21 protein-coding genes are annotated in these 25153 nt (G+C 41.0%); 8 read left to right on the forward strand and 13 right to left on the reverse strand.

The features are described from left to right. Positions 1-280: 280 nt before the first annotated feature. Positions 281-1153 carry an acyl-CoA thioesterase gene (locus B9T25_RS12025; RefSeq protein WP_086188654.1) on the reverse strand — a complete coding sequence of 291 codons (873 nt, stop codon included), beginning with the start codon at positions 1151-1153 and terminating at the stop codon, positions 281-283. A gap of 292 nt (positions 1154-1445) precedes the next feature. Between B9T25_RS12025 and plsB the strand changes: the two genes are divergently transcribed. After that, positions 1446-4022 carry a glycerol-3-phosphate 1-O-acyltransferase PlsB gene (gene plsB / locus B9T25_RS12030; RefSeq protein ID WP_086188655.1) on the forward strand — a complete coding sequence of 859 codons (2577 nt, stop codon included), beginning with the start codon at positions 1446-1448 and terminating at the stop codon, positions 4020-4022. 39 nt (positions 4023-4061) lie between these two features. Here the strand turns inward: plsB and B9T25_RS12035 are convergent, their stop codons facing one another. Further along, on the reverse strand, positions 4062-4868 hold the full coding sequence (locus B9T25_RS12035) for a sugar nucleotide-binding protein (RefSeq protein WP_086188656.1): 807 nt from the start codon (positions 4866-4868) through the stop codon (positions 4062-4064). 34 nt (positions 4869-4902) lie between these two features. On the opposite strand from B9T25_RS12035, the gene recG reads away from it, so the two are divergent. Together recG and B9T25_RS12045 are read left to right on the forward strand one after the other, a co-directional pair. Then, positions 4903-6948 (forward strand): ATP-dependent DNA helicase RecG, encoded by a 2046-nt coding sequence (gene recG / locus B9T25_RS12040; RefSeq protein ID WP_086188657.1) that lies wholly within the window; start codon positions 4903-4905, stop codon positions 6946-6948. Further along, positions 6935-7570: a ComF family protein gene (locus B9T25_RS12045; RefSeq protein ID WP_086188658.1), complete on the forward strand. Its 636-nt coding sequence runs from the start codon at positions 6935-6937 to the stop codon at positions 7568-7570. Before recG ends, B9T25_RS12045 begins: the two co-directional genes overlap by 14 nt. A gap of 43 nt (positions 7571-7613) precedes the next feature. On the opposite strand, the gene B9T25_RS12050 is transcribed toward B9T25_RS12045, so the two are convergent. Beyond that, complete coding sequence (locus B9T25_RS12050) at positions 7614-8015, reverse strand: NUDIX hydrolase (protein ID WP_086188659.1); 402 nt, start codon at positions 8013-8015, stop codon at positions 7614-7616. Positions 8016-8017: 2 nt separating this feature from the next. Beyond that, the gene (locus B9T25_RS12055) at positions 8018-8608 is read right to left on the reverse strand and encodes a TIGR00730 family Rossman fold protein (RefSeq protein WP_213032997.1); all 591 of its coding nucleotides are present in this window, start codon (positions 8606-8608) and stop codon (positions 8018-8020) included. 155 nt (positions 8609-8763) lie between these two features. Between B9T25_RS12055 and B9T25_RS12060 the strand changes: the two genes are divergently transcribed. Next, complete coding sequence (locus B9T25_RS12060) at positions 8764-9777, forward strand: CorA family divalent cation transporter (RefSeq protein WP_086188660.1); 1014 nt, start codon at positions 8764-8766, stop codon at positions 9775-9777. A gap of 113 nt (positions 9778-9890) precedes the next feature. Here the strand turns inward: B9T25_RS12060 and B9T25_RS12065 are convergent, their stop codons facing one another. From B9T25_RS12065 to dxs, 8 genes are all read right to left on the reverse strand, one after another. Continuing rightward, positions 9891-10181 carry an STAS domain-containing protein gene (locus B9T25_RS12065; RefSeq protein ID WP_086188661.1) on the reverse strand — a complete coding sequence of 97 codons (291 nt, stop codon included), beginning with the start codon at positions 10179-10181 and terminating at the stop codon, positions 9891-9893. A 15-nt stretch (positions 10182-10196) separates the two neighbouring features. Further along, a complete protein-coding gene (locus B9T25_RS12070; protein WP_086188662.1) occupies positions 10197-10829 on the reverse strand; it encodes an MlaC/ttg2D family ABC transporter substrate-binding protein in 633 nt (210 codons plus the stop codon). Positions 10830-10847: 18 nt separating this feature from the next. Next, entirely contained in the window at positions 10848-11516 is a 669-nt protein-coding gene (locus tag B9T25_RS12075) for an outer membrane lipid asymmetry maintenance protein MlaD (protein WP_086188663.1), read from the reverse strand. Then, positions 11516-12292, reverse strand: coding sequence for a lipid asymmetry maintenance ABC transporter permease subunit MlaE (gene mlaE / locus B9T25_RS12080; RefSeq protein ID WP_086188664.1), 777 nt, complete (start codon positions 12290-12292; stop codon positions 11516-11518). The genes B9T25_RS12075 and mlaE overlap by 1 nt, the downstream gene beginning before the upstream one ends. Continuing rightward, positions 12289-13107 carry an ABC transporter ATP-binding protein gene (locus tag B9T25_RS12085; RefSeq protein ID WP_086188665.1) on the reverse strand — a complete coding sequence of 273 codons (819 nt, stop codon included), beginning with the start codon at positions 13105-13107 and terminating at the stop codon, positions 12289-12291. Before B9T25_RS12085 ends, mlaE begins: the two co-directional genes overlap by 4 nt. 403 nt (positions 13108-13510) lie before the next feature. After that, the gene (locus B9T25_RS12090) at positions 13511-15472 is read right to left on the reverse strand and encodes a DEAD/DEAH box helicase (RefSeq protein WP_086188666.1); all 1962 of its coding nucleotides are present in this window, start codon (positions 15470-15472) and stop codon (positions 13511-13513) included. Between the two features lie 550 nt (positions 15473-16022). Continuing rightward, positions 16023-16853, reverse strand: a complete 831-nt coding sequence (locus B9T25_RS12095) for an inositol monophosphatase family protein (protein ID WP_086188667.1) — start codon at positions 16851-16853, stop codon at positions 16023-16025. A gap of 111 nt (positions 16854-16964) precedes the next feature. After that, complete coding sequence (dxs, locus tag B9T25_RS12100) at positions 16965-18875, reverse strand: 1-deoxy-D-xylulose-5-phosphate synthase (protein ID WP_086188668.1); 1911 nt, start codon at positions 18873-18875, stop codon at positions 16965-16967. 307 nt (positions 18876-19182) lie between these two features. Between dxs and ribA the strand changes: the two genes are divergently transcribed. From ribA to aroE, 4 genes are all read left to right on the forward strand, one after another. Then, complete coding sequence (gene ribA, locus B9T25_RS12105) at positions 19183-19785, forward strand: GTP cyclohydrolase II (protein WP_086188669.1); 603 nt, start codon at positions 19183-19185, stop codon at positions 19783-19785. Between the two features lie 411 nt (positions 19786-20196). After that, positions 20197-21138, forward strand: a complete 942-nt coding sequence (hemF, locus tag B9T25_RS12110) for an oxygen-dependent coproporphyrinogen oxidase (protein WP_086188670.1) — start codon at positions 20197-20199, stop codon at positions 21136-21138. 295 nt (positions 21139-21433) lie between these two features. Continuing rightward, a complete protein-coding gene (locus B9T25_RS12115) occupies positions 21434-21640 on the forward strand; it encodes a hypothetical protein (RefSeq protein ID WP_086188671.1) in 207 nt (68 codons plus the stop codon). Positions 21641-21785: 145 nt separating this feature from the next. Then, positions 21786-22574 (forward strand): shikimate dehydrogenase, encoded by a 789-nt coding sequence (gene aroE, locus B9T25_RS12120; protein ID WP_086188672.1) that lies wholly within the window; start codon positions 21786-21788, stop codon positions 22572-22574. A 56-nt stretch (positions 22575-22630) separates the two neighbouring features. On the opposite strand, the gene B9T25_RS12125 is transcribed toward aroE, so the two are convergent. Beyond that, complete coding sequence (locus tag B9T25_RS12125) at positions 22631-25066, reverse strand: hypothetical protein (RefSeq protein WP_086188673.1); 2436 nt, start codon at positions 25064-25066, stop codon at positions 22631-22633. Positions 25067-25153 lie beyond the last annotated feature (87 nt).

Consider the following 25153-nt stretch of genomic DNA (forward strand, 5'->3'; position numbering starts at 1 on the left):
AAAAACATGATCTACACTTTGTCTGAATCACCAACAGCTTGGTGAATATAGGCATAAAATCTACTTTTGCATTACAACCCATCCACCAATAATTAAAAGAGCAAAAATATGAAAAAAATAATTCTCATCACTGCACTACTTTTCAGCATTGGGCAAACTTTTGCTCATTCAGGTCATGGCTGCCATAAAGATGTATCCGAAGACATTCCACGCTGCCACTAAAGCCCCAACATAAAAAATCGGGCTCTATGCCCGATTTTTTAAAGTAAAACATGATGCCTTATTGGGTTTCAATTTCGCGGATACGAATTAAACCTTCTTGTGTCGTACTACACACCAGCTCACCATTCTGCCACATCCGACCGAAGTTTAAACCGCGCGAACTTGCACTCACTGTCGCATCCATGTCGTACAACATCCACTCATCCGCACGGAATGGTTTATGGAAATACATGGCATGATCAATACTGGCACATTGCAAACTTGGCGATAAATAACTTAAACCATGTGGACGCAGTGCAGTGGTCATTAAGGTAAAGTCTGAATAAAATGCTGCAATGGCTTGATGTAAAGAAATTTCATCCACCTCTGCGGCAATTTTATCGTGCGTGCGTAAATAATGTGCGTAAGACGGTGCTTCTGGCTGGGGTTGATAGGGGTTGCTTGGATTAATAGGACGAATATCAATATGACGATCACGCATAAAGCTGGCACGGACATTTTCTGGAACAAATTCGACCATCAATTTTTTTAATTCAGCTTCGGATTTCAAGGTTTCTACTGCTGGATACTCTGGTTCAGCAATTTGATAATTTAAACCCTCTTCTGGATGAGCAAAAGAAACCATTGCAGTAAAAATCGTCCGACCATGTTGAATGGCACGTACTTGGCGACTGACAAAGCTCTTCCCATCACGCAAACGATCAACTTCATATAGAATAGGGGCATTCACATCACCGCCATACAAAAAATAAGCATGCAATGAATGTGCAGGACGATCTGTGGTATACGATGCCGCTCGTAATGCCTGCCCTAACACTTGCCCGCCAAAGACACGCTTCCCAACCAAGTTGCGACTCATTCCTCGGTAGATGTTTTCTTCAATTTTTTCAAGGCTAAGTAATTCAACCAATTCTTGGGTTAACGCATTCATAAGCGACCTATTTTGATGTGGAATACCAAAGATATAAGCGGGAAATTTAAATCAATCAGATAGACTCTTTTATCTATTTTGCCATAAAGTCAGAGCAACCCCCTAGAGTTAGTCTGACCAATGTGTCACATTGTTTTTCGATTATATCGGCTAAAAATACGATTTTTAACGTTAAAATTTTACAATCAATATCCATTTTGTCAGAAAATGACATACAGTTTTAAATTACAATAATGCAAAACAATCCCCCCTCAGAAAATCTGTGGTTGCGGTCATTTAAGTAGGAGTGTGTATGTCCAAGAGTGGCTTTGGTCAAATGTATCGTCAGCTTTCGAGTAAGCTGCTTGACCTTGTGGTAACTCCACATGTACTTGGTGAGGTTCCTACTGAACCGACAACGACAAATGTAAATACAGCAACAGACCAACCGGTTCAGCAAAAAATAGTCTGCTATGTTTTACAAAATTACTCACGCAGTAATGCCTTAATCGTAGATAGTGAAACACGCCGTCTGAAACTATCACCAGCATTAAACCCATTAGTGATTGGTGATCATAAAGAAAAAGCATCGGTGTTATTTTTACAACATCACGATGAAAATAATTTACTCAACCCACCCGCACATGCTTTTCCGCCACGCTTATTACGCCTAATAGATATCGTAGAAAAGTACCCTGAAATTGATATTGAACTGATTCCGGTCACTGTACTTTGGGGACGTTCACCTGATAAAGAAGACTCTTGGTTCAAGCTGCTGTTTACCGATACTTGGGCAACACCGGGTACAGTCAAACAATTGGTCAATATTGGCTTACATGGTCGCCAGTCATATTTAGAATTCCACAAAGGACAATCTTTACGCACACTGGTCGATTTTACTAAACAGACCCATCCAAACGTATCTCCTGCGACATATATTCTCAATACGCTGAATAACTATTTAGATGGTCAACGTGAAGTCGTACTTGGTCCTGACCTATCAGACCGTCGTAATGTAGTGCATTCACTGATTAAATCTAATGATGTGCAAGACGCCATTCGTCGCGAAAGTATTCGTAGTAAAGTCAGTATGATTGAAGCTGAACGTCGTGCGATTGGTTATTTAAATGAAATCGTTTCAGACTATTCACATTCTGCAATCCGTTTTGCCGATATGGCACTCACCCGTCTATGGACGCAGCTCTATGATGGCGTGGAAGTCCATAACTTCAGTACCGTGCGTGAACTGGCCAAAGATTACCAGATTATCTACACCCCTTGTCATCGTAGTCACATTGACTATTTATTACTGTCTTATGTTATTTACCGACGTGGCATGATGGTGCCATATATTGCCGCAGGCGATAATTTAAATATGCCTTTTGTTGGACAGTTACTTCGTGGCGGTGGCGCATTCTTTATTCGTCGTACCTTCCGTGGCAATGGTTTGTACACTACGGTATTTAAAGAATATCTATACAGTATTTTAGCGCGTAATACACCACTGGAATACTTCATTGAAGGTGGTCGTTCGCGAACGGGTCGCCTACTTCCAGCAAAAACTGGCATGCTGGCCATGACCGTACATAGTCATTTACGCGGTCGAGCGAAACCGATTGTGTTCTTACCGACCTATATTGGTTATGAACGTCTGATGGAAGGCTCGACTTATGTCGGTGAGATGCAAGGCAAAGCGAAAGAGTCTGAATCGATTGTCGGTATTTTCAAAACCTTGCGTAAAATTGAACGTATTTTCGGTAAAGTACATGTCAACTTCGGTGAACCTGTCTTTTTAGATGATTTACTGAAAAAGCACGGTGCCGACCAAACCAAGATTGAAAAAAATGATGATCCAATCCCAACGGAAGTATCCGATGCAGTGAATGGTTCAGCGCAGCTCATCTTAGAAAATATTAACCGTGCTGTCGTCATCAACCCTGTATCCCTCTTGTCGTTAATCTTATTGGCAACTCCGAAACACACCTTAGATGAAGAAATTTGCATTAAACAACTGGATGCTTATCGTAATTTAGTCACTGCACTACCTTACGATGCACGTGCAAAAATAACACCGCTTTCTGGCAAAGAAATTATTGCCTACGGTTTAAAACTCAAACTGATTAAACGCATTAAACATGTGTTGGGCGATATTATTGCGATTGAAGACAATCAAGCGGTATTGCTGACTTACTTCCGCAATAACATTCTGCATGCCTTTGTATTACCTTCTTTAATTGCCGCCTTGGTTGAACATAACGGTTCGATCCGTCGTGGTGATTTAATCAGTGTGATTCGCACACTTTATCCATTCTTAAAAGCTGAATTGTTCTTAAAATGGCAAGATGATGAGCTGAAGGATCAAATCTGCGCTTATGTAGATGCCTTAATTAACGCGAAACTCATCACGGCAGATGCCGAAGATCATCTTATTTCTCCTGCACCAAATTCAGAAGATCACAACCAATTGGTCGTGCTTGCTGCACCTGTGATGCAAAGTCTTGAGCGTTATTACATGACGTTGGCTTTAATTACACAACGCGGTTCAGGCAATATTTCGATTCGTCAGGTTGAAGAACTCAGTCATTTGGTCGGTCAACGTCTATCTGTGCTTTATGAGTTCAACTCACCTGAATTTTTTGATAAAGCCCTATTCCAAAGCTTTATGAAAGTATTAACGCAACAAGGCTATATTCGTAATAACGAAGACAATGCCATTGTGTTTGATGAGAACTTCCAAAATGTTGCACAATATGCCAATCTAGTTTTGGATGATGTGACCCTACAAATGCTTCAGCACATTACCACCTTTAGTGATGCAGAATTAAAAGATGCATTGGATGCCGTTGCCGCGCAACAAGCGAAACGTCGTTTAAAGCGTAAAAAGAAATAACGTAAAAATCCCCTTCCTTTAAAAAGGAGGGGGATTTATTTATAACTTTCCTAACATCTCTAAATAATCCTCAAAACAATTTTCATGCTGCAACTGAAAACCCATTTCAGCCATTCGCGTAGCATAAATTCTTTTTCCAGAACATTCATCACTCTGCAAAACCAACTCAGGCACATGCAATTGTCGTTGAAACCATTGAATGCTTTCATGCAAAGGACTGGGCTGATTATTACTGACAATATACGATTTTTCAGCATGTTCCACGTGAATCATACTTGCGAGAAAAGTCGCCAAATCATCAATATGAATTCGATTTGACCAGTGAAGATTTGGATAAGTTTTAGTTTTTTCAGCCAGCTTTAGCATTCGAGCCACCGATGTGCCATAAATTCCTGTCGGGCGAATCATGATACTTCGCGATGGATAAGCCTGCTGCCAAAGCAGCTCCATTTTCAACAATAATCTCCCCTGCTCATCATTGGGCTTCATCTCTGATTCATCATTTATACGCTCACCATGATTTTCACCATAGACACGCGTGGACGACACAACCACGACCTTTTGCACGGGATGTTGTTTTAAAGTCTTACTAATGGGTTGTACCGAATCGACATACACCCGTTGATAAGCCTCAGGTGTACTTTCATTTGGACTTAACAATATATAGACCCAGTCAATGGGCTTGATCTGATCCAGATTAAGCTGATGTACATCCTGAATGAGATGAGTCGCATATTCATCCATTTTCGGACTTTGACTGATTGTGGTAATTTGGTGCCCTTGCTCAAATAGTTGTTTAGCAATACGCCAAGATGTTTTACCATAACCAATAAATAAAATATGCATAAACACCTGATTACATAACCGAAGTTGAGGGGAAATGGCTGCCGTCCATCAATTACAAGGGGTAGGAACTGCCTCTGCTGCTTTACTGGAAAAACTAAATATTTTCACCACAGATGATTTACTGTTTCATCTGCCACGTGATTATGAAGATCGTAGCACGATCATCTCCATGAACCAATTGATCGTGGGGCGCAGCTATTTGTTAGAAGGCATAGTCAAAGGTGTCGATTTTCCACCCGGTAAACGCAAGTCTATGGCGGTGTTATTACAGGATGATTTTGGTAAAGTCACTTTACGGTTTTATCATGTTTATAAAGCCCTGACTGATCGTGCCAAAATGGACAATCGCCTACGAATATTTGGTGAAGTACGTGTCGGTGCACGAGGTTTAGAACTTTATCATCCAGAAATACAACTGATTACTGAACACACACCACTGCCTAAAACTGAACTCACAGCCATTTATCCTGCTACAGAGGGTTTAACTCAGCCCAAGTTACGTGAATATGTTAAACAAGCACTTAAACAACACAGTGATGATTTACCTGAACTGTTGCCAGCGAAATTCACCAATGGCTATGCACTTAAACAAGCCCTAGAATATATTCATGAGCCTCCACTCAATGCCAATATGTTGCAATTGGCTCAAGGTTCACACCCTGCTCAACAACGCCTAATCTTTGAAGAACTGGTTGCTCATCAAGTGAGCTTACTTTCACGTCGGGCCTATATTCAACAAATTGAAGCACCATCTTTTTCGACCAGCAAACACTTTGCCAAACAACTGTTGGCAGACTTACCGTTTAGCATGACCGATGCACAAAAACGGGTATCCAAAGAAATTGCACAAGACTTAAAACAAAACAAACCAATGCTGCGTCTGATTCAGGGCGATGTGGGTGCAGGAAAAACACTAGTAGCGGGTATTGCAGCGTGTCATGCGTTAGAAGAAAATTGGCAAGTCGCCCTAATGGCACCGACGGAAATTTTAGCAGAACAGCATTATGTAAATTTTAAAAAATGGTTTGAACCTTTGGGCTTAACCGTGTCATGGCTTTCAGGAAAACAAAAAGGCAAAGCACGTGCGGCAGCCGAGCAAAGCATTAAAGATGGTTCAGCCCATTTAGTGATCGGAACACATGCCTTATTTCAAGACAATGTTACCTTTGCCAAACTCGGTTTGGTGATTATTGATGAACAGCATCGTTTTGGGGTCGATCAACGTCTAGCATTACGTAACAAGGGTGCGCAGAATATGACGCCACATCAACTGGTGATGACTGCAACTCCAATCCCCCGTACCTTGGCCATGTCGGCATATGGTGATTTGGATACGTCTGTGATTGATGAATTACCCCCAGGACGAACCCCAATTCAAACTGTGACTATTCCTCTAGATCGCCGTGAAGAGGTTTTAAGTCGTATCGCTAGCAATTGTGCTGAAGGTAAACAAGCCTATTGGGTCTGCACCTTGGTGGAACAATCCGAAACCTTAGATGCACAAGCCGCTGAAGCCACTTTTGCTGAAATCAAAACACGTTTTCCCCATCTAAACACGGGCTTAGTGCATGGCAAAATGAAAGCCGATGAAAAACAATTAGTGATGCAGCAATTTAAAGACAATCAATTGCAGTTACTGATTGCTACAACAGTTATTGAAGTTGGCGTAGATGTGCCGAATGCATCGATCATGGTGATTGAAAATGCAGAACGCCTCGGACTTTCTCAACTCCATCAGCTCCGTGGACGTGTCGGACGTGGTGCAACAGCCAGTTTTTGCGCCTTACTCTACAAACATCCTTTATCGCAAAATGGACAAGAACGCCTACGCATTATGCGTGAAACCAACGATGGCTTTATCATTGCAGAAAAAGACTTGGAAATTCGCGGGCCGGGTGAATTACTTGGCACCAAACAAACGGGCGATATGGGCTTTCGGGTGGCGAAATTAGAACGAGATGATCATTTACTCAATCAAGCGCATTATGTAGCGCAGCAAATTTTAAAAGATCACCCTGAAAATGCCAAGGCTTTGTTAAAACGTTGGCTACCTGAAGCACCGCGCTATGCCTATGTTTAAAGCATTTTTACAACACTCCATACAGCTTTTACAAGGCTTACAACCCTGTCAACTCTGCAATACGGGGCAACAACAAATCCATTCTGTCTGTGAAGATTGCTGGCAGCAATTACCGTGGTTTAAAAGTACAGTGCAACGGCAGGAAATGGATATTCAAAGTGCTTGTTATTATGACTACCCAATGGATCGTATCATTCAAAAATTTAAATATGAACAGCAGCTACATTTTCAGAATGTACTGGCGGGTGTATTCATGCAACTTCGGCTGCCCAAAATCCAAGCCATTGTACCCATGCCCATTTCCAATGAACGCTTAGCAGAGCGTGGTTATAATCAATCCTTGGTACTTGGCAAGATTTTAGCCAAACAATTAGACCTTCCCATTTGGCAACCGATCACTCGCTTACAACAACATTCACAAAAAGGCTTAACTCGCCTAGAGCGCATTGAAAATATTCAGCAGCAATTCCAAATCAATACATCGTCCAAATTGCGTTATCGTCGTGTACTTATTTTGGATGATGTGGTGACGACGGGAAGTTCAATCTTTGCGTTAAAACAAAAACTTGAGCAATTGGGCTGTCAGAAAATCTATGCCGCCTGTATCGCGAGTGCGAAGTAATCAATTACTGCATCATTTTTCTCGCGTAGTCCAATAGACTAAATCAAACCGCAGCCTTTAAATAATTTTTTACCCATGGCATCACAATTTCTGTGGTTAAGGGAGCAAGTAAGGTCGTTTGATCATCTAAATCTACCCATTTCATCTCGGCAATTTCGGCATCAATTTTTGGTGCATGATCCAATGTTACAACATAAACATAACTGACCAATTGATGATCTGGCTCATTTGCAGTCGCTGTTTCATAACGCCCAACAAATTGTTTAATCTGTGCCTGACAACCAATTTCTTCCTGAATTTCACGAATTATGGTTGCTTCAGGCAGTTCATTTGGCTCCAACTTACCACCGACTTGCATAAAACACACGGTATGCTGTTTGCGAACCACTAAAATCTGCTGTTGATCATTTAAAATAATCGCAGCTGCAACAGTAATCACTTTCATGTTTATTTCACCAAGTCTTGCTGATCGACCATACCCCATTTCGGTTGCGGCGCTTGAAAAATATCAAATTGTTGTAAAATATTTTCGATTGAATCTGAGGCAATAATACTTTCAGAAAAGCGAGCATGGGTAAAACCTTTGACGGTGGTCAAATGGATAAATTTCAGTAAATCATCATAAAAACCTTCTACATTTAAAAATGCACACGGCTTTAAATGAATACCGAGTTGCGCCCAAGTCCACTGCTCAAAGATTTCTTCCAAGGTGCCTGCTCCACCGGGCAATGCAATAAACGCATCCGATAATTCTGACATTTTGGTTTTACGTTCATGCATATTTTTTACCACATGCAATTCTGTTAGATGTGGATGTGCAAGTTCACGATCCACCAAGGCATTCGGAATAACACCAATCACTTTTCCGCCTGCCTGCAAAGCACTATCAGCGACAACGCCCATCAACCCTGAACGACCGCCACCATATACCAATGTTTTGCCTTGCTGCGCTATGGTTTGACCCATTTTCTGGGCAGTGTCTAGAAAAATGGAATCTGTCCCGATAGCTGAACCACAAAAAATTGCGATCGAATTCATCATTTTTTCACCCTGTTTTGAAAATGTCATACGATTAAAGTAAATTTAAAGCAGATTTTTTCATAAAAAAGCAATTCAAGCAGTGTTTTTATTCAATTCCTTGTCTAAAATACACCCATTGATTCAACCAGACTGCGCAAGGGAGCAAAGACAGCATGCTTGAAGCCTTTTACGCCACAGAGCGCGGTAGTTTGGAAGATGCCACTATTAATGGGGGCTTTGATCTTCATCCAGATTTAGTGTGGATTGACTTAATTGCACCCTCACAAGAAGAACAACAATGGGTACTTGATGCTTATGAGCAGAACCTACCCACACTAAAATCATTAGAAGACATCTCTTCATCGGCACGATTCTACCGTGATGATGATGGTATTTTACATATCAGCACCTATTTTTTAACGAAAAATAAAAACTTTCAGGTCGATGCAGAACCCGATGACAATTCTAGTATTTTAGCCACGGTACAAACCGTTGCCTTCATTCTGCATAAAGAACACTTATTCACCTTACGTGGTGAAAAGTTAGTCGCCTTTCGTGCCTTTCGGGCACGTGCTCGTCGCAATGACTATGAAATTGACTATAAAGATCCGACGTGGGTGCTACTCGGCTTACTTGAAGCCAAACTAGATGAACTTGCGGATATCTTGGAAGATATCCACAAAGACTTAGAAAAATACTCCACAGAAGTGCTCAACAATCGTCATCGCGAACAAATACTTGATTTAGATGACATGATTACCCGCCTAGCTCAACTCGAAGATATGTTGGGGAAAGCACAATTATGTTTAATCGATTTACGACGGGTTTTAACCTTTCTCTCGCGTCCACGGGCTTTAGGCAGTCATATTTACGATGCCGATATTCGAGAACTCAGTGAAGATGTTCGCTCCCTAGTCGAACATGATGCATTCTTATTCCAAAAGGTTCGATTCTTACTCGATACCACCTCTGGATTCATTAATACCGAACAGAATGACACGATTCGTCGCTTCTCCATCTTACCCAGTATGCTCGCGCCACCCATGCTGGTTGCCAGTATCTATGGTATGAATACAGATGTACTGCCTTTTGCTAAAGGAACGACCAGCTTTATCATGGTAGGTATCATTCTACTTACCTTCTTTATTGGACCGCTCATCTACTTCCGTTGGAAAAAATGGATTTAAGCGAGCTTTAAAAGCACTACTTTTAAAGCGAAGCGCAAGAAACACTCAGATTTTGAATCTATTCTATGCAATAAAAAAAGCACCTTTCGGTGCTTTTTTTATACGGTTTATGTTCAGCTAATCAACTGTAAATCATTTTGTAAATGACAAGCTTGAATAATTTTCATCATTCTTTCAGGAACCGCCTTAAACTGTATACCTTGAGCTTGCGGCGTTTGACGTAACCACTGCACCAATACCGCTAAAGCCAACGTACTACCCTGCTCTAACTGTGCAAGGTTCACGACCAGCGGAAATTGATTTTGAGCTTGAATCAATTTCAAACCCTGTTGGTAATAGCTTTCCGCATTTGCATGATCTATTTTTCCAGAAACATGCAGTTCCTGATGAATGATTTTAATCACCGAACATCTACTCCGTTATTTTTTATTAACAGCTGCATCTGCATCTGGTTCGAAATTGGCAATCGCTTTATCCAAGCTACCACCATTACGTTTTACTGTTGCAGCAAACTGATTACGGAACTGTAAACCTAAATCAATACCTGACACATTAATGTTGCGAATTTTCCATTGACTGCCCTTATCCACCAATTGGAACGATACAGGAATTTTTTCACCCTTATTATTAAAGTCTAAGGTTACTACAGGGTTTTTACTGTCAGTGGCTTTATATGGACGGATGCTATAGCTTTGATTTGAAAACTTAGCAAATGCACTGCCATAGTTTTCAATTAAAGTTTCACGAAAGTTACGTTCAAATTGCGCACGTTGCGCTGCTGTACTGTATTGATTGGTTGCATATGTACCCATCACAATACGGGTAAATGCTTGTGAATCAATATATGGATCAAGGTTTTGACGTACGATTGCTTTGACCGCTGCTGGATTATTTTGCAATTTCGCATTATCTGCTTTTAAGCGTAAAATCAGACCATCAGCAACCTTTTTAACAAAAGCTGGAGGTGCTTCCGCGGGTACAGCAAATGCAGCACTTGCAATCATTGTAGATAAAATACTTACTGCAAGCGTTTGTTTAATTAAAGTATTCACTAAAACCTTCTCTCCAAATTATTCAACGAATGATGCTTCTGCATCTCTTGATTCAGCCGATGTCTTTTCATTTGTCGCTTTTTCTGATGATTTACCAGCACCACCAGTAATAAACTTACTAATCAGATCTTCAAGATCCATCGTACCTTGCGTATTAGCCATACGTTCACCACGTTTGACGTAATTCAAACCACCGCCTGGTACCACTTTCAAATATTTTTCGCCCAACAAACCATTGGTTGCAACCATAATATAAGCATCTTCATCAATACTGGTGATGGAGTGCATGTTATCGGTAAGTTGTTTTTCCATTTCTTTTTGTTGTGCCGGCGTTGCTTCTGTATATTCAGTACTATAGCGCAGCTCTTCTAGCGCATTTGCCGTCACTGTTTTCAGTTGCTCTTGATTAAATGAAGTCAATTTACCATCTAAGTCAAAATGCACTGTCGCTAAACGTGATACAGGATCAAGCGTAATATCGGTCACACGACCAATGCTTACACCACTCATGGTCACTTTAGCACGTGGTTTTAAACCATTCACATTGTCAAATTGCGCAGTCATCTCATAAGCATCACGTAAATTGGTGCCCGATAATCCGCTCACTTTCATGGCTAAGAAAAATAATGCCACACCAAAGATAATGACAAAAATACCTACGGTCAGCTCACTTGTATGTGATTTCATTAAACCCCTCCAAACATGACCGCAGTCAACACGAAATCAAAACCTAATACACACAACGATGAATACACCACTGTACGTGTTGTTGATGTTGCAATACCTTCTGACGTTGGCTCACAGGCATAGCCTTGATATACCGCAATCCAAGTACAAATGAGGGCAAAAACAATACTTTTAATGATGCCATTCACAACATCATGGCCAAACTGAACTGCATTTTGTATACCGCTCCAGTAAGAACCCTCATCAACACCTAAAAAATCTACACCGACCATTTTACCGCCCAAAATACCAATCGCAGCAAAAATAACAGTCAGCATCGGCAAACTAACAATACCTGCCCATAAGCGTGGTGAAACAATTCGTTTCAGTGGATCAACACCTATCATTTCCATACTTGAAAGCTGTTCGGTTGCTTTCATTAAACCGATTTCAGCGGTCAAAGCCGAACCTGCACGTCCTGCAAATAACAAAGCTGCAACCACGGGTGCAAGTTCACGCAATAAAGTCAGTGAAACCATCGTCCCCAGCATGGCTTCAGAACCGATATTGACCAAAATAGAATAACCTTGTAAACCAAGCACCAAGCCAATAAACAAACCAGAAACACTAATGATCAATAAAGACATGACCCCAATACGGTGCATTTGATAAATAAAGAGCTTTACGCCTAGCCGAGTCGGCATGGACAATAGAATCTGGAGCAACATTACGGTTGCTACACCGATACCACGTACACGTTCAATAACGCGTCTACCTAATAAGGCAATGGCATTCATGAACGTACCTCATCACTTAAATAAGCTTGATGGCTAAATTGATAATCGACTGGACCTTCTATTGATCCAGTCAGAAATTGACGCACAAAAGGCGACTGATGTTCCCGAAGTTCAGCTGGTGTCCCTTCCCCTTGAATCTTGCCTTCTGCCACAACATAAATATAATCGGCAATAGATAAGGTTTCTGCGACATCATGTGAAACAACAATGGTGGTTAAATCCAAAGCTTCACGTAGTGAGCGAATCAAACGACTGAGTACGCCCATCACAATTGGATCCTGACCTGCGAATGGCTCATCATACATAATCAGTTCTGGATCAAGTGCAATTGCACGAGCCAACGCGACACGACGATTCATACCACCAGACAGCTCTGAAGGCATTAGTTGTTCTGCGCCGCGCAAACCGACAGACTCTAATTTGAGTGCCACAATTTCGCTAATCAAATGCTCTGGTAATTGGGTGTGAGCTCGTAGTGGAAATGCCACATTTTCATAAGTGGTCATATCGGTAAACAATGCACCACTTTGGAAAAGCATACCCATACGCGCACGTGCAGCAAACAATTCAGACCGTGACATACTGGCAATATCTATTCCACCCAACAACACTTGTCCTTGATCTGGAATAAGCTGCCCACCAATCAAACGAAGCAACGTTGTTTTGCCCGTCCCTGAAGGTCCCATAATGGCAGTGATTTGACCACGACGAATCGTTAAGCTGACATTGTCATAAATGATACGCTCCCCTCGTTTAAAGCTCAGATTTTTAACCTCAATCAAAGATTGAGATTGGGAGGGTATTTGATTATTCATAGCTGAGCGTTTTCCTACATTTTTTCAGCATGCATACTATAAAGGATTCAGGTTCAAAATGTTGTATTTGATCAAAAAGCAACAAATTTAGCGTAATTTTCTAATTAATTTAATTGTAATTCGATTACCCATAAAAAACAGGTATAAAAATAGAACGATGCGTTACAGAAAAGAATTATAGATATAATACATAATATTGCATAACAATAAGAACAAACCAATATAAGGCATAATCACCTCTTGATTGAAATTCCAAATATAATGAGCAGATTTATTGTTCATATTTAACGAATTTAAAACAAAGTATGATTGAGTATACAATTTTATCAAATAAGAGCAAAGATTAATCTCATAAAAAAACCGGTGTTTCCACCGGTTTTTTTATCTAAATCGAACGATTAAATTAATCGTTAAATTTACGACGTGGACGATCTTCACCGCCAAAAGCTGGACGCTCAGCACGTGGTTTATCATCAAAGCTACGACGTGGACGATCTTCGCCACCGAAAGTACGCTTAGGACGATCATCGCTGAAGCTACGTTGTGGACGATCACCAAAACCACCTTCACGACGTGGAGCTGGACGATCACCGAAATCACGACGTGGAGCTGGACGATCACCACTTGGTTTATAGTCTACACGGTTGCCACGGTTATCATCTGCAGAACGCGGTTTGTCACCAAAGCTACGTTGCGGACGATCACTGAAACCACCTTCACGACGTGGCGCTGGACGATCACCGAAATCACGTTTAGGACGGTCATCAAACGAACGTTGTGGACGATCACCGAAACCACCTTCACGACGTGGAGCTGGACGATCACCGAAATCACGTTTAGGACGGTCATCAAATGAGCGTTGTGGACGATCACCAAAACCGCCTTCACGACGTGGAGCTGGACGATCACCGAAATCACGCTTAGGACGATCATCACCACCAGCATAAGCTGGACGCTCACCACGAGGCTTGTCATCATAGCTACGACGTGGACGATCTTCACCACCAGCATAAGCTGGACGATCACCGCGAGGTTTATCATCATAGCTACGACGTGCGCCGCCGCCATCACGACCGCCGCCAAAACCGCCACGACCGCCATCACGACCACCGCCAAAACCGCCACGACCGCCATCACGACCACGACCACGACCGCCACCATCACGACCGCCGCCATCACGACTACCGCGTGCAGGAGGTGGAGATGGCTCAAGACCTTCAATTTCAGATACACTTAAACGTGCATCTAGGAAGTCTTCAAGCGCACGGATCTTACCGCGTTCACGGTAAGTCGCTAAAGTAATTGCATTACCTGTACGACCAGCACGACCTGTACGACCAATACGGTGTACATAATCTTCGTTCTTCATTGGAAGACCGAAGTTAATTACGTGTGAAATTGTTGGTACGTCAAGACCACGAGCAGCAACGTCAGTTGCAACTAAGATCTTAGCGCGACCTTCACGGATACTACGTAAACGGCGGTTACGAACCGTTTGTGGCATAGCACCGTGAAGCGCTACAACTGATAGACCTGCTTCAGCAAGTTCTTCAGCCAACATATCTGTATCTTCTTGAGTGCTTGCAAACACAACAGCTTGATCTACAGACTCATCAGACAACCAATGTGTAAGTAATTTTTTCTTGTGTTCAAAGCCATCAGTCCAATGCAATGTTTGCGTGATGTCTGTATTGGTAGAGTGACCAGTTTCGATCGCAATACGTACAGGATTATTCATCATACGTTCAGCAAGCGTAATAATACGCGGTGCAAAAGTTGCAGAGAACATTAAAGTTTGTTTACGGTTTGCCGCTAACTCACCAATTGCTTCTAAGTCTTCAGAGAAACCTAGATCAAGCATACGGTCAGCTTCATCGACAATTAACGCATCAACGTTGTCAAGTTTAATTTGACGACGGTTAACAAGATCAAGTAAACGACCTGGAGTCGCAACTACAACTTGTGCACCTTTTAACTGTTGGATTTGTTTACCAAAAGGCATACCACCCATAATCGCAGCAACACGCACACCTTTCATATGACGTACCAATGCAATTGCATCTTGACATACTTGTTGTGCAAGTTCGCGAGTTGGTGAAATCACCAAAATATTCGGTTGTGTAATCGCTTTCATACGATCTTTAAATGGCACTAGTGTATCTTGATTCGCTAAACCGTTTAAAGTAGGTAATAAGAATGCAGCTGTTTTACCAGAACCTGTTTGGCTTGATACAAGAAGGTCTTTACCTTCTAGTGCAGCTGGAATCGCTTGTTCTTGTACAGGAGTTGGTGTAGTAAAGCCTAAACCTTCGATCGCTAGTGTTAAAGACTCATCGAGGGAAAAATCAGCAAAAGTTTTGCTCATAGAGAGTGTTCACCCTGAAGTGGGTGCTCCATTTAATAAATTACAAATAATATGGACATCGGCAAAAAGCGGCACAGCAAATAGAGCTGAAAAATAAGGATTCAGCAGCGATCCGAATAACGTCGATGTGGATATAACGCACGTATATGATTACGGCCGCAAACCTGAAGGAATCGCTTAAGCGATTGGGGCGCGAAGGATATGTCCTCTCTATGGACAGCACGCGCATACAATGATTAGAAGATAATGTTCAGGTAAAGAACGGAAAATTAAGTGCGTGGCAACATAGTAACAGAAACGTTTTTAAAAGTAATCATTTTTTTCGATTAAATTGTGGATATACACTGTTTTTTTCAGTAACAGTCTATTTTACAACTTATTTTTTGTTTATTTTTTAAACAGTAAGTTTATATAAAGAGCTGATCCACGAATCAAGTGACTTAGGTAGCCGCTTAAAAATAACCTTTGCAAAGCATATAAGCTTTTGCCTGAAATATAAAAAAGCCCTCACATGGAGAGCTTTTGATTATATCACTAGGTCAAATCAATCTTACTTTGCTGCGTCGCCCCAAGCTGGAACAACAGCTTGCATTAAAGGTTTGAGCATTTTCATAGAGCAAGCAATCACTTGACCATTTTCCATAGAGTCAGAACCACCACGTGCATCGACTACAGTACCGCCCGCTTCTTTGACAATTAACTCGCCTGCAGCGATATCCCAAGGTTTCAAACCAAGTTCGAAGTAACCATCAAGACGACCCGCAGCAACATAAGCCAAGTCTAATGCAGCAGAACCTGAACGACGGAATTGTGCGCCAGCTTCAGTCACGTTTAATAATGAATCAAAATGGTTTTTTGCATAAGAAACTACTTCACCATTACGTTTATTACGGTAAGCATGACCTACAGCCAAGAACGTATTGTCTAAGCTGTCTTTTACATTTACACGAATACGACGTTGATTCATCATAGCACCGCGGCCACGACTAGCAGAGAAAAGCTCATCTTTCACAGGGTCATAAATAACACCATGCTGAGTGATGCCTTTATGCTTAACGGCAATGGAGATACAGAAATGCGGGAAACCGTGAATAAAGTTTAAAGTACCGTCAAGAGGATCGATCACCCAACACCAATCAGCGTCGTGACCTTTACCTTCTTGCATACCAAACTCTTCACCAAGGAAGCTGTGGTTTTTATAACTTTTACGTAGAGTATCGATAGCCAACTGTTCCAAATAACGATCTACACGCGTTACTGGACCATCAATCCCTTTTTCTTCGACTTGTAGATCGAGTTTATGACGATTTTGATGCGCTTTTAAAAGCTCTTGACCAACTAACTGCGCCGCACGCGCAGCCATAACCACCATAGGTTCCATTGAACACCCACTACAAATTGAAGATACTGATAAAGAATAATGCATAAAAGCCCGCACATTTTAGCAAATATGCAGGCTTTTAGGGGAAAAATGTTTCTAAAATTTAATAAATCAAGATGAAACGGTTTGCATCAGTTTCAGCCACACCAATTCAATCGATTTTTCAATGCCTTTGGCATCTAATCCTGCTTGTTGCAACATTTGTGCATGTGAGGCTTGGTGCATAAAAGTATCAGGCAAACCTAAATTTAGAGTCGGTTTAACAATTTGTGCTTGAACTAAGTATTCATTCACTGCACTGCCCGCACCTGCCATAACAGCATGCTCTTCCACCGTCACAAATAAACTGGTGGTTGATGCAAGCGCTGTAACCATGTGTTCATCGAGTGGTTTGACAAAACGCATATTTACGACACGCACACCGACATCATGGGTTTGTGCCAAAGCTTGTGCTGCTTCTATCGCAACCGTTACTCGGCTACCAAAAGCCAGAATACTGATGTGTTCATCGTATTGTTCATTAAAACTTGCCACAATTTCCGCTTTACCAATCTCTAAAGCGGTTAATTGTTGTTGAATGTCCACACCAATACCATTACCACGCGGATAGCGCACAGCAGCAGGGCCAGGATATAAGTAAGCCGTATGCAACATTTGGCGGCATTCATTTTCGTCTTTGGGTGCCATGATCACAATATTCGGTACGGTACGCATAAATGCATAATCATAAGCACCCGCATGTGTTGGACCATCTTCACCAACCAATCCAGCGCGATCAATACCAAAGGTTACATCTAAATTTTGTAAAGCGACATCATGAACCAACTGATCATAACCACGTTGTAAAAAGGTCGAATAAATCGCAACAACAGGCTTCAACCCTTCACAAGCCATACCCGCCGCTAAAGTCACTGCATGTTGTTCGGCAATGGCGACATCAAAGAAACGTGTCGGAAATTGCTTGGCAAACTGCACCATACCCGAACCTTCACACATGGCAGGCGTAATCGCAAGTAAGCGCTCATCTTGTGTAGCTTCATCACACAACCACTGCCCAAATACATCAGAATATTTAGGCGCAGTATTTACAGCAGCAACTGAATTTACTTTGTTAATGGCATGATACTTGATTTGGTCTGATTCGGCAGGAATAAAACCTTTACCCTTTTTGGTATAGACATGAATTAAACGTGGACCTTTACGTTTTTTTAATGCATTGAAGACTTGAACCAACTGTGTGACATCATGTCCATCGAATGGACCGAAATAATCAAAACCAATGGCTTTAAATAGGTTGTCTGCCGCATCAGTGGCTGAACTGTGTAAGCGTGAATTGTAATTCCATTCAGGATGCGGTTGTAAATAAGCCTCGCCCATTTCTGAAATATTAACAGATTGCCCACTTTCCCAAATTGCAGCTAAGTGCTTAGCAAAGCCACCAGTGCTACATGAAATTGACATATCATTATCATTTAGTACCACAATCAAGTCAGCATTATGGGCTACTGCATCGTTCATGGCTTCAAAAGCCATACCCGCAGTCATGGCACCATCACCAATAATTGAAACCACTTCACACGGATCATTTTGATAACGACGTGCCAGTGCCATGCCCAAACCCGCAGAAATAGCGGTAGACGAATGTCCAACCCCAAACGTATCAAACACGGATTCTTCGCGTGCAGGAAAGGCAGCCAAACCATCTTTGGCACGAATCGTCGTGAGTTGTTCACGGCGACCCGTTAAGGCTTTATGCGGATAGGCTTGATGACCCACATCCCAAACCAAACGATCATTGGGTGTATTAAAACAATAATGTAAAGCAACTGTCAGCTCAATCACACCTAGGTTAGCACCAAAATGTCCACCACTTTGACCTGCTGCATACAAAATGTACTGACGTAACTCATCCGCCACTTTTTCTAATTGGTCGCGCTCGAGCAAACGTAATTGTTGCGGATGATCAATGGTATCCAGCAACGGTGTTACAGGGCGATGAGTGGGTATTTCTGTATACAACATATATGGCAAAGCCTTCTAAAGCCTGGCAAATCCTAAGCTAGGTAAATGGGTTATTCGATCATATTATCGAATTGTATCACCTTTAAATCAGCCACATTTCTAGCGATGCAGTTTTGAGGAGTTCTCTCAACTGGGTGTTTACTCATAAAATCAGATTATCCTGAATAATCTTACTATTTATCAACCATTATCGTTCGCTTTATACAAAAAAGAAAATCTTCTGCATATTTCAGCATAGCAATTCTACCAATACTCAACCAGTAGGCTATACTTTAACGTATTAATGAACTATTTGACGGGTTAAACAGTGCCTATAGAGTTTGTCGCAACCTCAAGATTACCCACTGCTTTTGGTGAATTTAAAATCACTGTGTTTCAAGATCCAGAAACTGGTGAAGAACATGTCGCACTTTCTAAAGGTCTTGATACAGCACCTACAGATCCCGTATTGGTTCGGGTTCACTCTGAATGTTTAACAGGTGATGCTTTTGCCTCGCTCAAATGTGATTGTGGTCCACAATTACAAGCCACACAGAAATTAATTAATGAAGTCGGTCAAGGCGTGATTCTATACCTACGCCAAGAAGGGCGTGGTATTGGATTGACCAATAAAATTCGTGCTTATGCTCTGCAAGATCAAGGTCATGATACCGTTGATGCCAACTTAATGTTAAATTTACCTGCTGATGCACGCCGTTACGACATGTGCAATATCATGCTTGAGCATTTAAAAATCCAACAAGTCCGATTAATTACCAATAACCCTACAAAAATTAAAGCCTTAAAAGAACTCGGTATTAATGTTGTAGAACGTGTTCCCCTTACCGTCGGTTTAAATCCGTTTAATGCGGATTATTTAAAAACTAAACATGAACGCATGTCACACATGTATGATAAAGATGACTTCTAATTCATTTTAAAAAATATTATAAATCATTAGGGTCTGTTGACATTTCACAGATGCTTGCGACATGAGCCGTACACGGCGCAAGATGTTTAGATGCTACAAGGCATGTTTTGCGAAATTTAGTCATTCTAAATGAGTAAAACATAACGCAGTAGCGGAAAAAATGTCCCTGTCCCATAGGGTTATCACTAAAACTTCCCCAAACTTCGTTATGAAACTTGACAAGGGGATCACCATTGTCTGCATTTCATGCTTTGTTTGAGTTGTTTTAGTGAATAACGCAATGCATGGCTGAAATGTCCACAGACCCTAGATTCAGGGATTTTTTACACGATGTTAAAAAATCCCTTACTTTTTTTATGACTTTATGCTTTGATGTAAGCAGTCCTTAAAATCATGCTATAGAGGTCATCTATGCCGAACCCAACGTCAGCTGATATTCAACGCGTTCGCGAATTTCTCCTCGATTTACAAGCCCGTATTTGTGCAGCCCTAGAACAACGAGAATTACAGAGTGGTGGCACCGCTCAATTTGAGATTGATGATTGGGAGCGCCCTGAAGGTGGTGGCGGTCGTTCACGCGTTTTACAAAATGGTACGGTGATTGAAAAAGGTGGTGTGATGTTTTCACACATCAATATTTCAAAACTCCCTGCTTCTGCAACTGAACGTCATCCACAAATTGCTGGGGCGCAAGCACAAGCTTTAGGGGTTTCTTTAGTTATTCACCCAAAGAATCCAAATGTTCCAACCTCACATGCCAATGTACGTTTGTTCGTGGCAGAGCCTGAAGGGCAAGATCCAATTTGGTGGTTTGGTGGTGGTTTTGACTTAACCCCCTTTTATCCAGATGATGAAGATGTCTTGGCTTGGCATCAAAAAGCCCATGACCTGTGTGCCCCGTTTGGTGACCATATTTATGCTGAACATAAAAAATGGTGTGATGACTACTTCTATTTAAAACATCGTGATGAACAGCGTGGTGTCGGCGGATTATTCTTTGATGATTTAAATCAATGGGATTTTGAAACCTGCTTTCAATATATTCAAGCTGTGGGTAATGGTTACCTAGAAGCAATTTTGCCGATTTTCCAACGTCATCAAAATCAACCTTATAGTCAAGCGCAACGTGAGTTTCAGCTCTACCGTCGTGGTCGTTATGTGGAATATAATTTAGTTTATGACCGTGGTACTTTGTTTGGTTTACAAACAGGTGGGCGGATTGAATCGATTTTGGTCAGTATGCCACCGCTTGCCGCTTGGTCATATCGCCCCGAATGGGATGAGGATTCAGCTGAAAAACGCTTAACCGATTACTATTTAAAACCACATGATTGGCTAACCGAACTTAAATAATTAAATATCTAGAAAACTTAACCCCTTTGTTCCATAGTGAACAGAGGGGTTTTTAAATTTAATATTTGCTTGATTAGATCTTGATTAAAAATCAATTAAAACCTTTTAAATCAATATTACTACTTTATAAATGTATCGCGCTATTCCACTCATATTCACGTTATTGACATATTTCCTTACAGCACGAGATACAGTGAGGTTTATAAATTCGTTTAGACTGGCTCTTCAATGGACTATTTATACATATTTAAAAGCAGGTATAAATGACAAAAAACCATGCTATAAGGGGAAAACCATGTTAGACAAAATTCTAAATCGTAAAATATTTTTATTTTGGTCAATTTTCATCATGATCCTTTGCTCTATAAGCATTACCCTATCATCAGACAATACTTTTTCTGACAGCTTATCGATTAGCTTTAGTGTATTTGCTGGTTTTGCTTTATTTTTTACTGCGGCAATGTTACTTGAAGAAATGGTGCACGAAATCTGTAATCCTTAATATTTATCTCATCACTTTTAATTTTAAAAATTTTTCTCTACGGTTTTAATTTCTTTTTCTATTTTATTTTCTCTCTGGTTCTGACTTTAGCCTTGTTTAAAAATCACGTATATTGAATGCCATTTCCGCACATGGATCTTGTGAAATGAGCAAACAATTCGCGGTGATTGGTCACCCCATCGAACAATCGCGTTCACCAGAACTGCATCATGCTTTTGCACAGAAAACAGGTATCGACCTTCATTACAGCAAACGCCTTGCTCCCCTTGATGGTTTTGAAGCCAGCATTAAAGAGTTTTTTGCCCAAGGTGGCATCGGTATGAATGTCACTGTGCCTTTTAAAGAACAAGCATTTGCACAATGCCATGTCCTGACTGAACGTGCCAAAATTGCCAAAGCGGTGAATACCCTGTGGATGCAAGATGGGAAATTACACGGCGATAATACCGATGGTCAAGGTTTGGTCGATGCCATTCAAGCTTTAAATTGGAATTTAGACAATACTGCTATTTTAATCATTGGTGCAGGCGGCGCAACGCGTGGCGTTGTTTATCCATTGGTGCAAGCGGGTGTGAAAAAAATTGTCATTGCCAACCGTACCTTAGCGCGCGCTGAACAATTGGTCGCAGATTTAAAAGATGCTGTTCCGCAAGCCACGCTTGCTGCCGTTTCATTAGATCATTTAATCGGTGAATTTGATCTAGTCATTAATGCCACATCAGCCAGTCTCAGTGGTGAAGCTTTAGTTCTACCTGAAACATTACAGTTTAAACATGCCTATGAAATGGCCTATGGCAAACCATCGAGCTTTTTAGATCAAGCCAAAGCACGTGGTATTCCTACATCTGAAGGTTATGGCATGTTAGTAGGTCAAGCGATTGAATCTTTTTCCATTTGGAATGGGGTTAAACCATCGCTGAAAGATTTTCTTTAAGCCTATCTCATAAAATATGCCAAAAAAAGAACCTCATATGAGGTTCTTTTTCACTGTTATTTTTTAGTGTTCAAGTTTTCCTTTAACACCGTATAGGTTTTCTGATACAAGGCTAAATCAATATACCCTTCTTGCTCTAAAGTCAGTTTTTCAATCGACTTTAAAGACAGACGATTTTGAGTTGAATCAACATAGGCTTGTGCCAAAATATCCGCAACGGCTTTCAATTGTTGCGGCTGTTCAACCTCATAATCTTGATTAAAGTTCTGTATATAGTGTTGAGCAAAAATAGCTTTTGGTTGTTTATATTGTTTAACCAGTTGCTGCCATGCCTGACGTTCAGCATCCTTTTGAATAGCAGTGACCACCATTTGATATACCGCTTCCCCTAACGCTTGATTAAACTGCTGATCTATTTCTAAATCATGTTTTTTCTGTAGCGTTTGAATCTGCTTCAGAGCCTGATCTGTCGGGTTATAAATTTTTTCATCGGCAAACCAATAGGCATAGACCTGCGCAATTTCTTGCAGACTTTGTGCATTATAGTTCTTAAGCAATTCACTGTTTTGTGACGCCATTTGCCCCCCCCACAGTGCCTGATAAGTGTGCGCATAAGAATGCGTTTTTTGATACGTTTTTTCAGCCAATTGCTTAAGTTGCTCATTCAAACTTAGCGTACCTTTCGCAGTTATCGCTGCATCCGTTTGTATATCTTCTACACCCGTTACATTAGACAAACCACGAACCATATTTTCAATCACCGATCCTTTAGATACTTCCTCTAAAGACTTGGCCTGACGTAATTGAGTACGATCAATTTTGCTGGCTTGACCATAATTCTGAATATTCATATCGGCCTGAATATTTACCGTGCCATATTTTTTACTGGTAATTTTTATATCGTAATCTACCAGTGTGGCGCGACCTTGGGCATCCAGTCCGACATCAATAACAAGCGGTATCTGCTCTGCATTAGCTTTCAGCGCTTGCTGAATTTCAGCTTGATGCTTCGCCCATAAGCCTGAAAATACTTTTACATCCATCAATTGATCTGAAACATACTGTTCAAAAATAGGACTTAAACTGCTCAGCGCATCGACCTGTTTTGTTTGATCGACATCTTTCTGTTTGCTCGTAAAAGCATTTAAATCATATTCATGCTGACAGAATGTTAAAGCACCCATCGTGGCACGCTGTGGCTGGCTCATCAATTCTTGACACTGTTGCTGATTTAAATATTCATCCGAGTCTTGATCCGCGGTTTGCACTTCATCCGCTGCGACCGCATCTTCCCGTTGCTCTGTTACAACAACGGTATCCTCTGCCACATCTGTTTCAGCACAGCGTTTATTTTCAGATCCGCCATCTGTCGAACAACTTGATTGTGTGGCTTGGGCTGGCTCTGCTGACTTACCTTGCCCTAAAGCACTAAAATGCGTATCAATCAATTGGCTTAACTGCTGACTTGATGCAGCGGCTTCATCTGCTGCCTTATCCAGTGGAAATTCAGTTGTATCAGCCGTTTGAAGAGCTACAGATACTTTACCTTTAACCTTAGTTGAATTCTGTTCTGTTGCAGTTGTTGCTGCTTGATCAGAAACTGCATCCGTCGCCTTTATTCCAAGCACTGAATTAAGAAAATAAGGTCGATTGACTTGTTCATATAAAGCCATTTGCAGCTGTAATTGTTCCAAGGTGGTGCTTAAACGAATTTTCTCCATCACCGCCAAGTCTTTATCTTTTGCACTTAACGGCAAAGCTTGAATCCCTTTCGGTTCAGCCAATACATAAGACAGCGCATTGACTTGCTTTAAATAATCTGCCAGTTTTTTAAAATCAACTCGATCTATTTCATTTTTATACTTCGAAAAATCAATATAGGCGAAGCTTGCCTGACTGTCTTTATTAACTAAATAAGGCATGAGTGAGAAATAATTGATATAAAATTTATGCTCATTAAAATCAACCACCATTGGGACTTTAGCATGCACCAGTAGCGTTGGTTTTTCATATTTTGCCTCTAAATTCAAAGAAGCTAGTTTTTGCCGATAATGCACTGAACCATTATAACTAAACTGAATATTACTTAATAAGTTCAAGGCAAACTGATCAAACTTACTGGCATAGCCCTCCCTCGTAGAAAATAGATCGTCATTGGAAAGCTGTTCTTTTGCCAATGCTGCATATAAATGCTGCTTTTCCTGATGATCTAAACGAACTTTTTGCACTTTAAGATATTGTTCAATTTGACCTTGCAGTACAGGATCTAATTGAGGAGCAAGCTGTTGTGGAGTCGCTTTTGAATTTTTTGTCGTACTATTTGTCGTACTAGAGGCTAAATTTGCCTGAAAATTTAATTTTCCTTGATAATCATAGCCCGACGTTTCAAACATGGCATTTAGACCGGTCACCGCTTTTTGCTCTAAGCTATGTCCAGTATTGGTATTGGATTTAATGACATGTTGTGAACAAGCACTCAAACTCAGTGCCATTAAGCACAACGTTAAATATCTTATTTGCATGATTTCTTTTTAAATACCTTATGTTATTTATACTTAAACACTGATCAATTTAATTTA

The organism is Acinetobacter sp. ANC 4470 (assembly GCF_002135335.1).
Taxonomy (GTDB): domain Bacteria; phylum Pseudomonadota; class Gammaproteobacteria; order Pseudomonadales; family Moraxellaceae; genus Acinetobacter.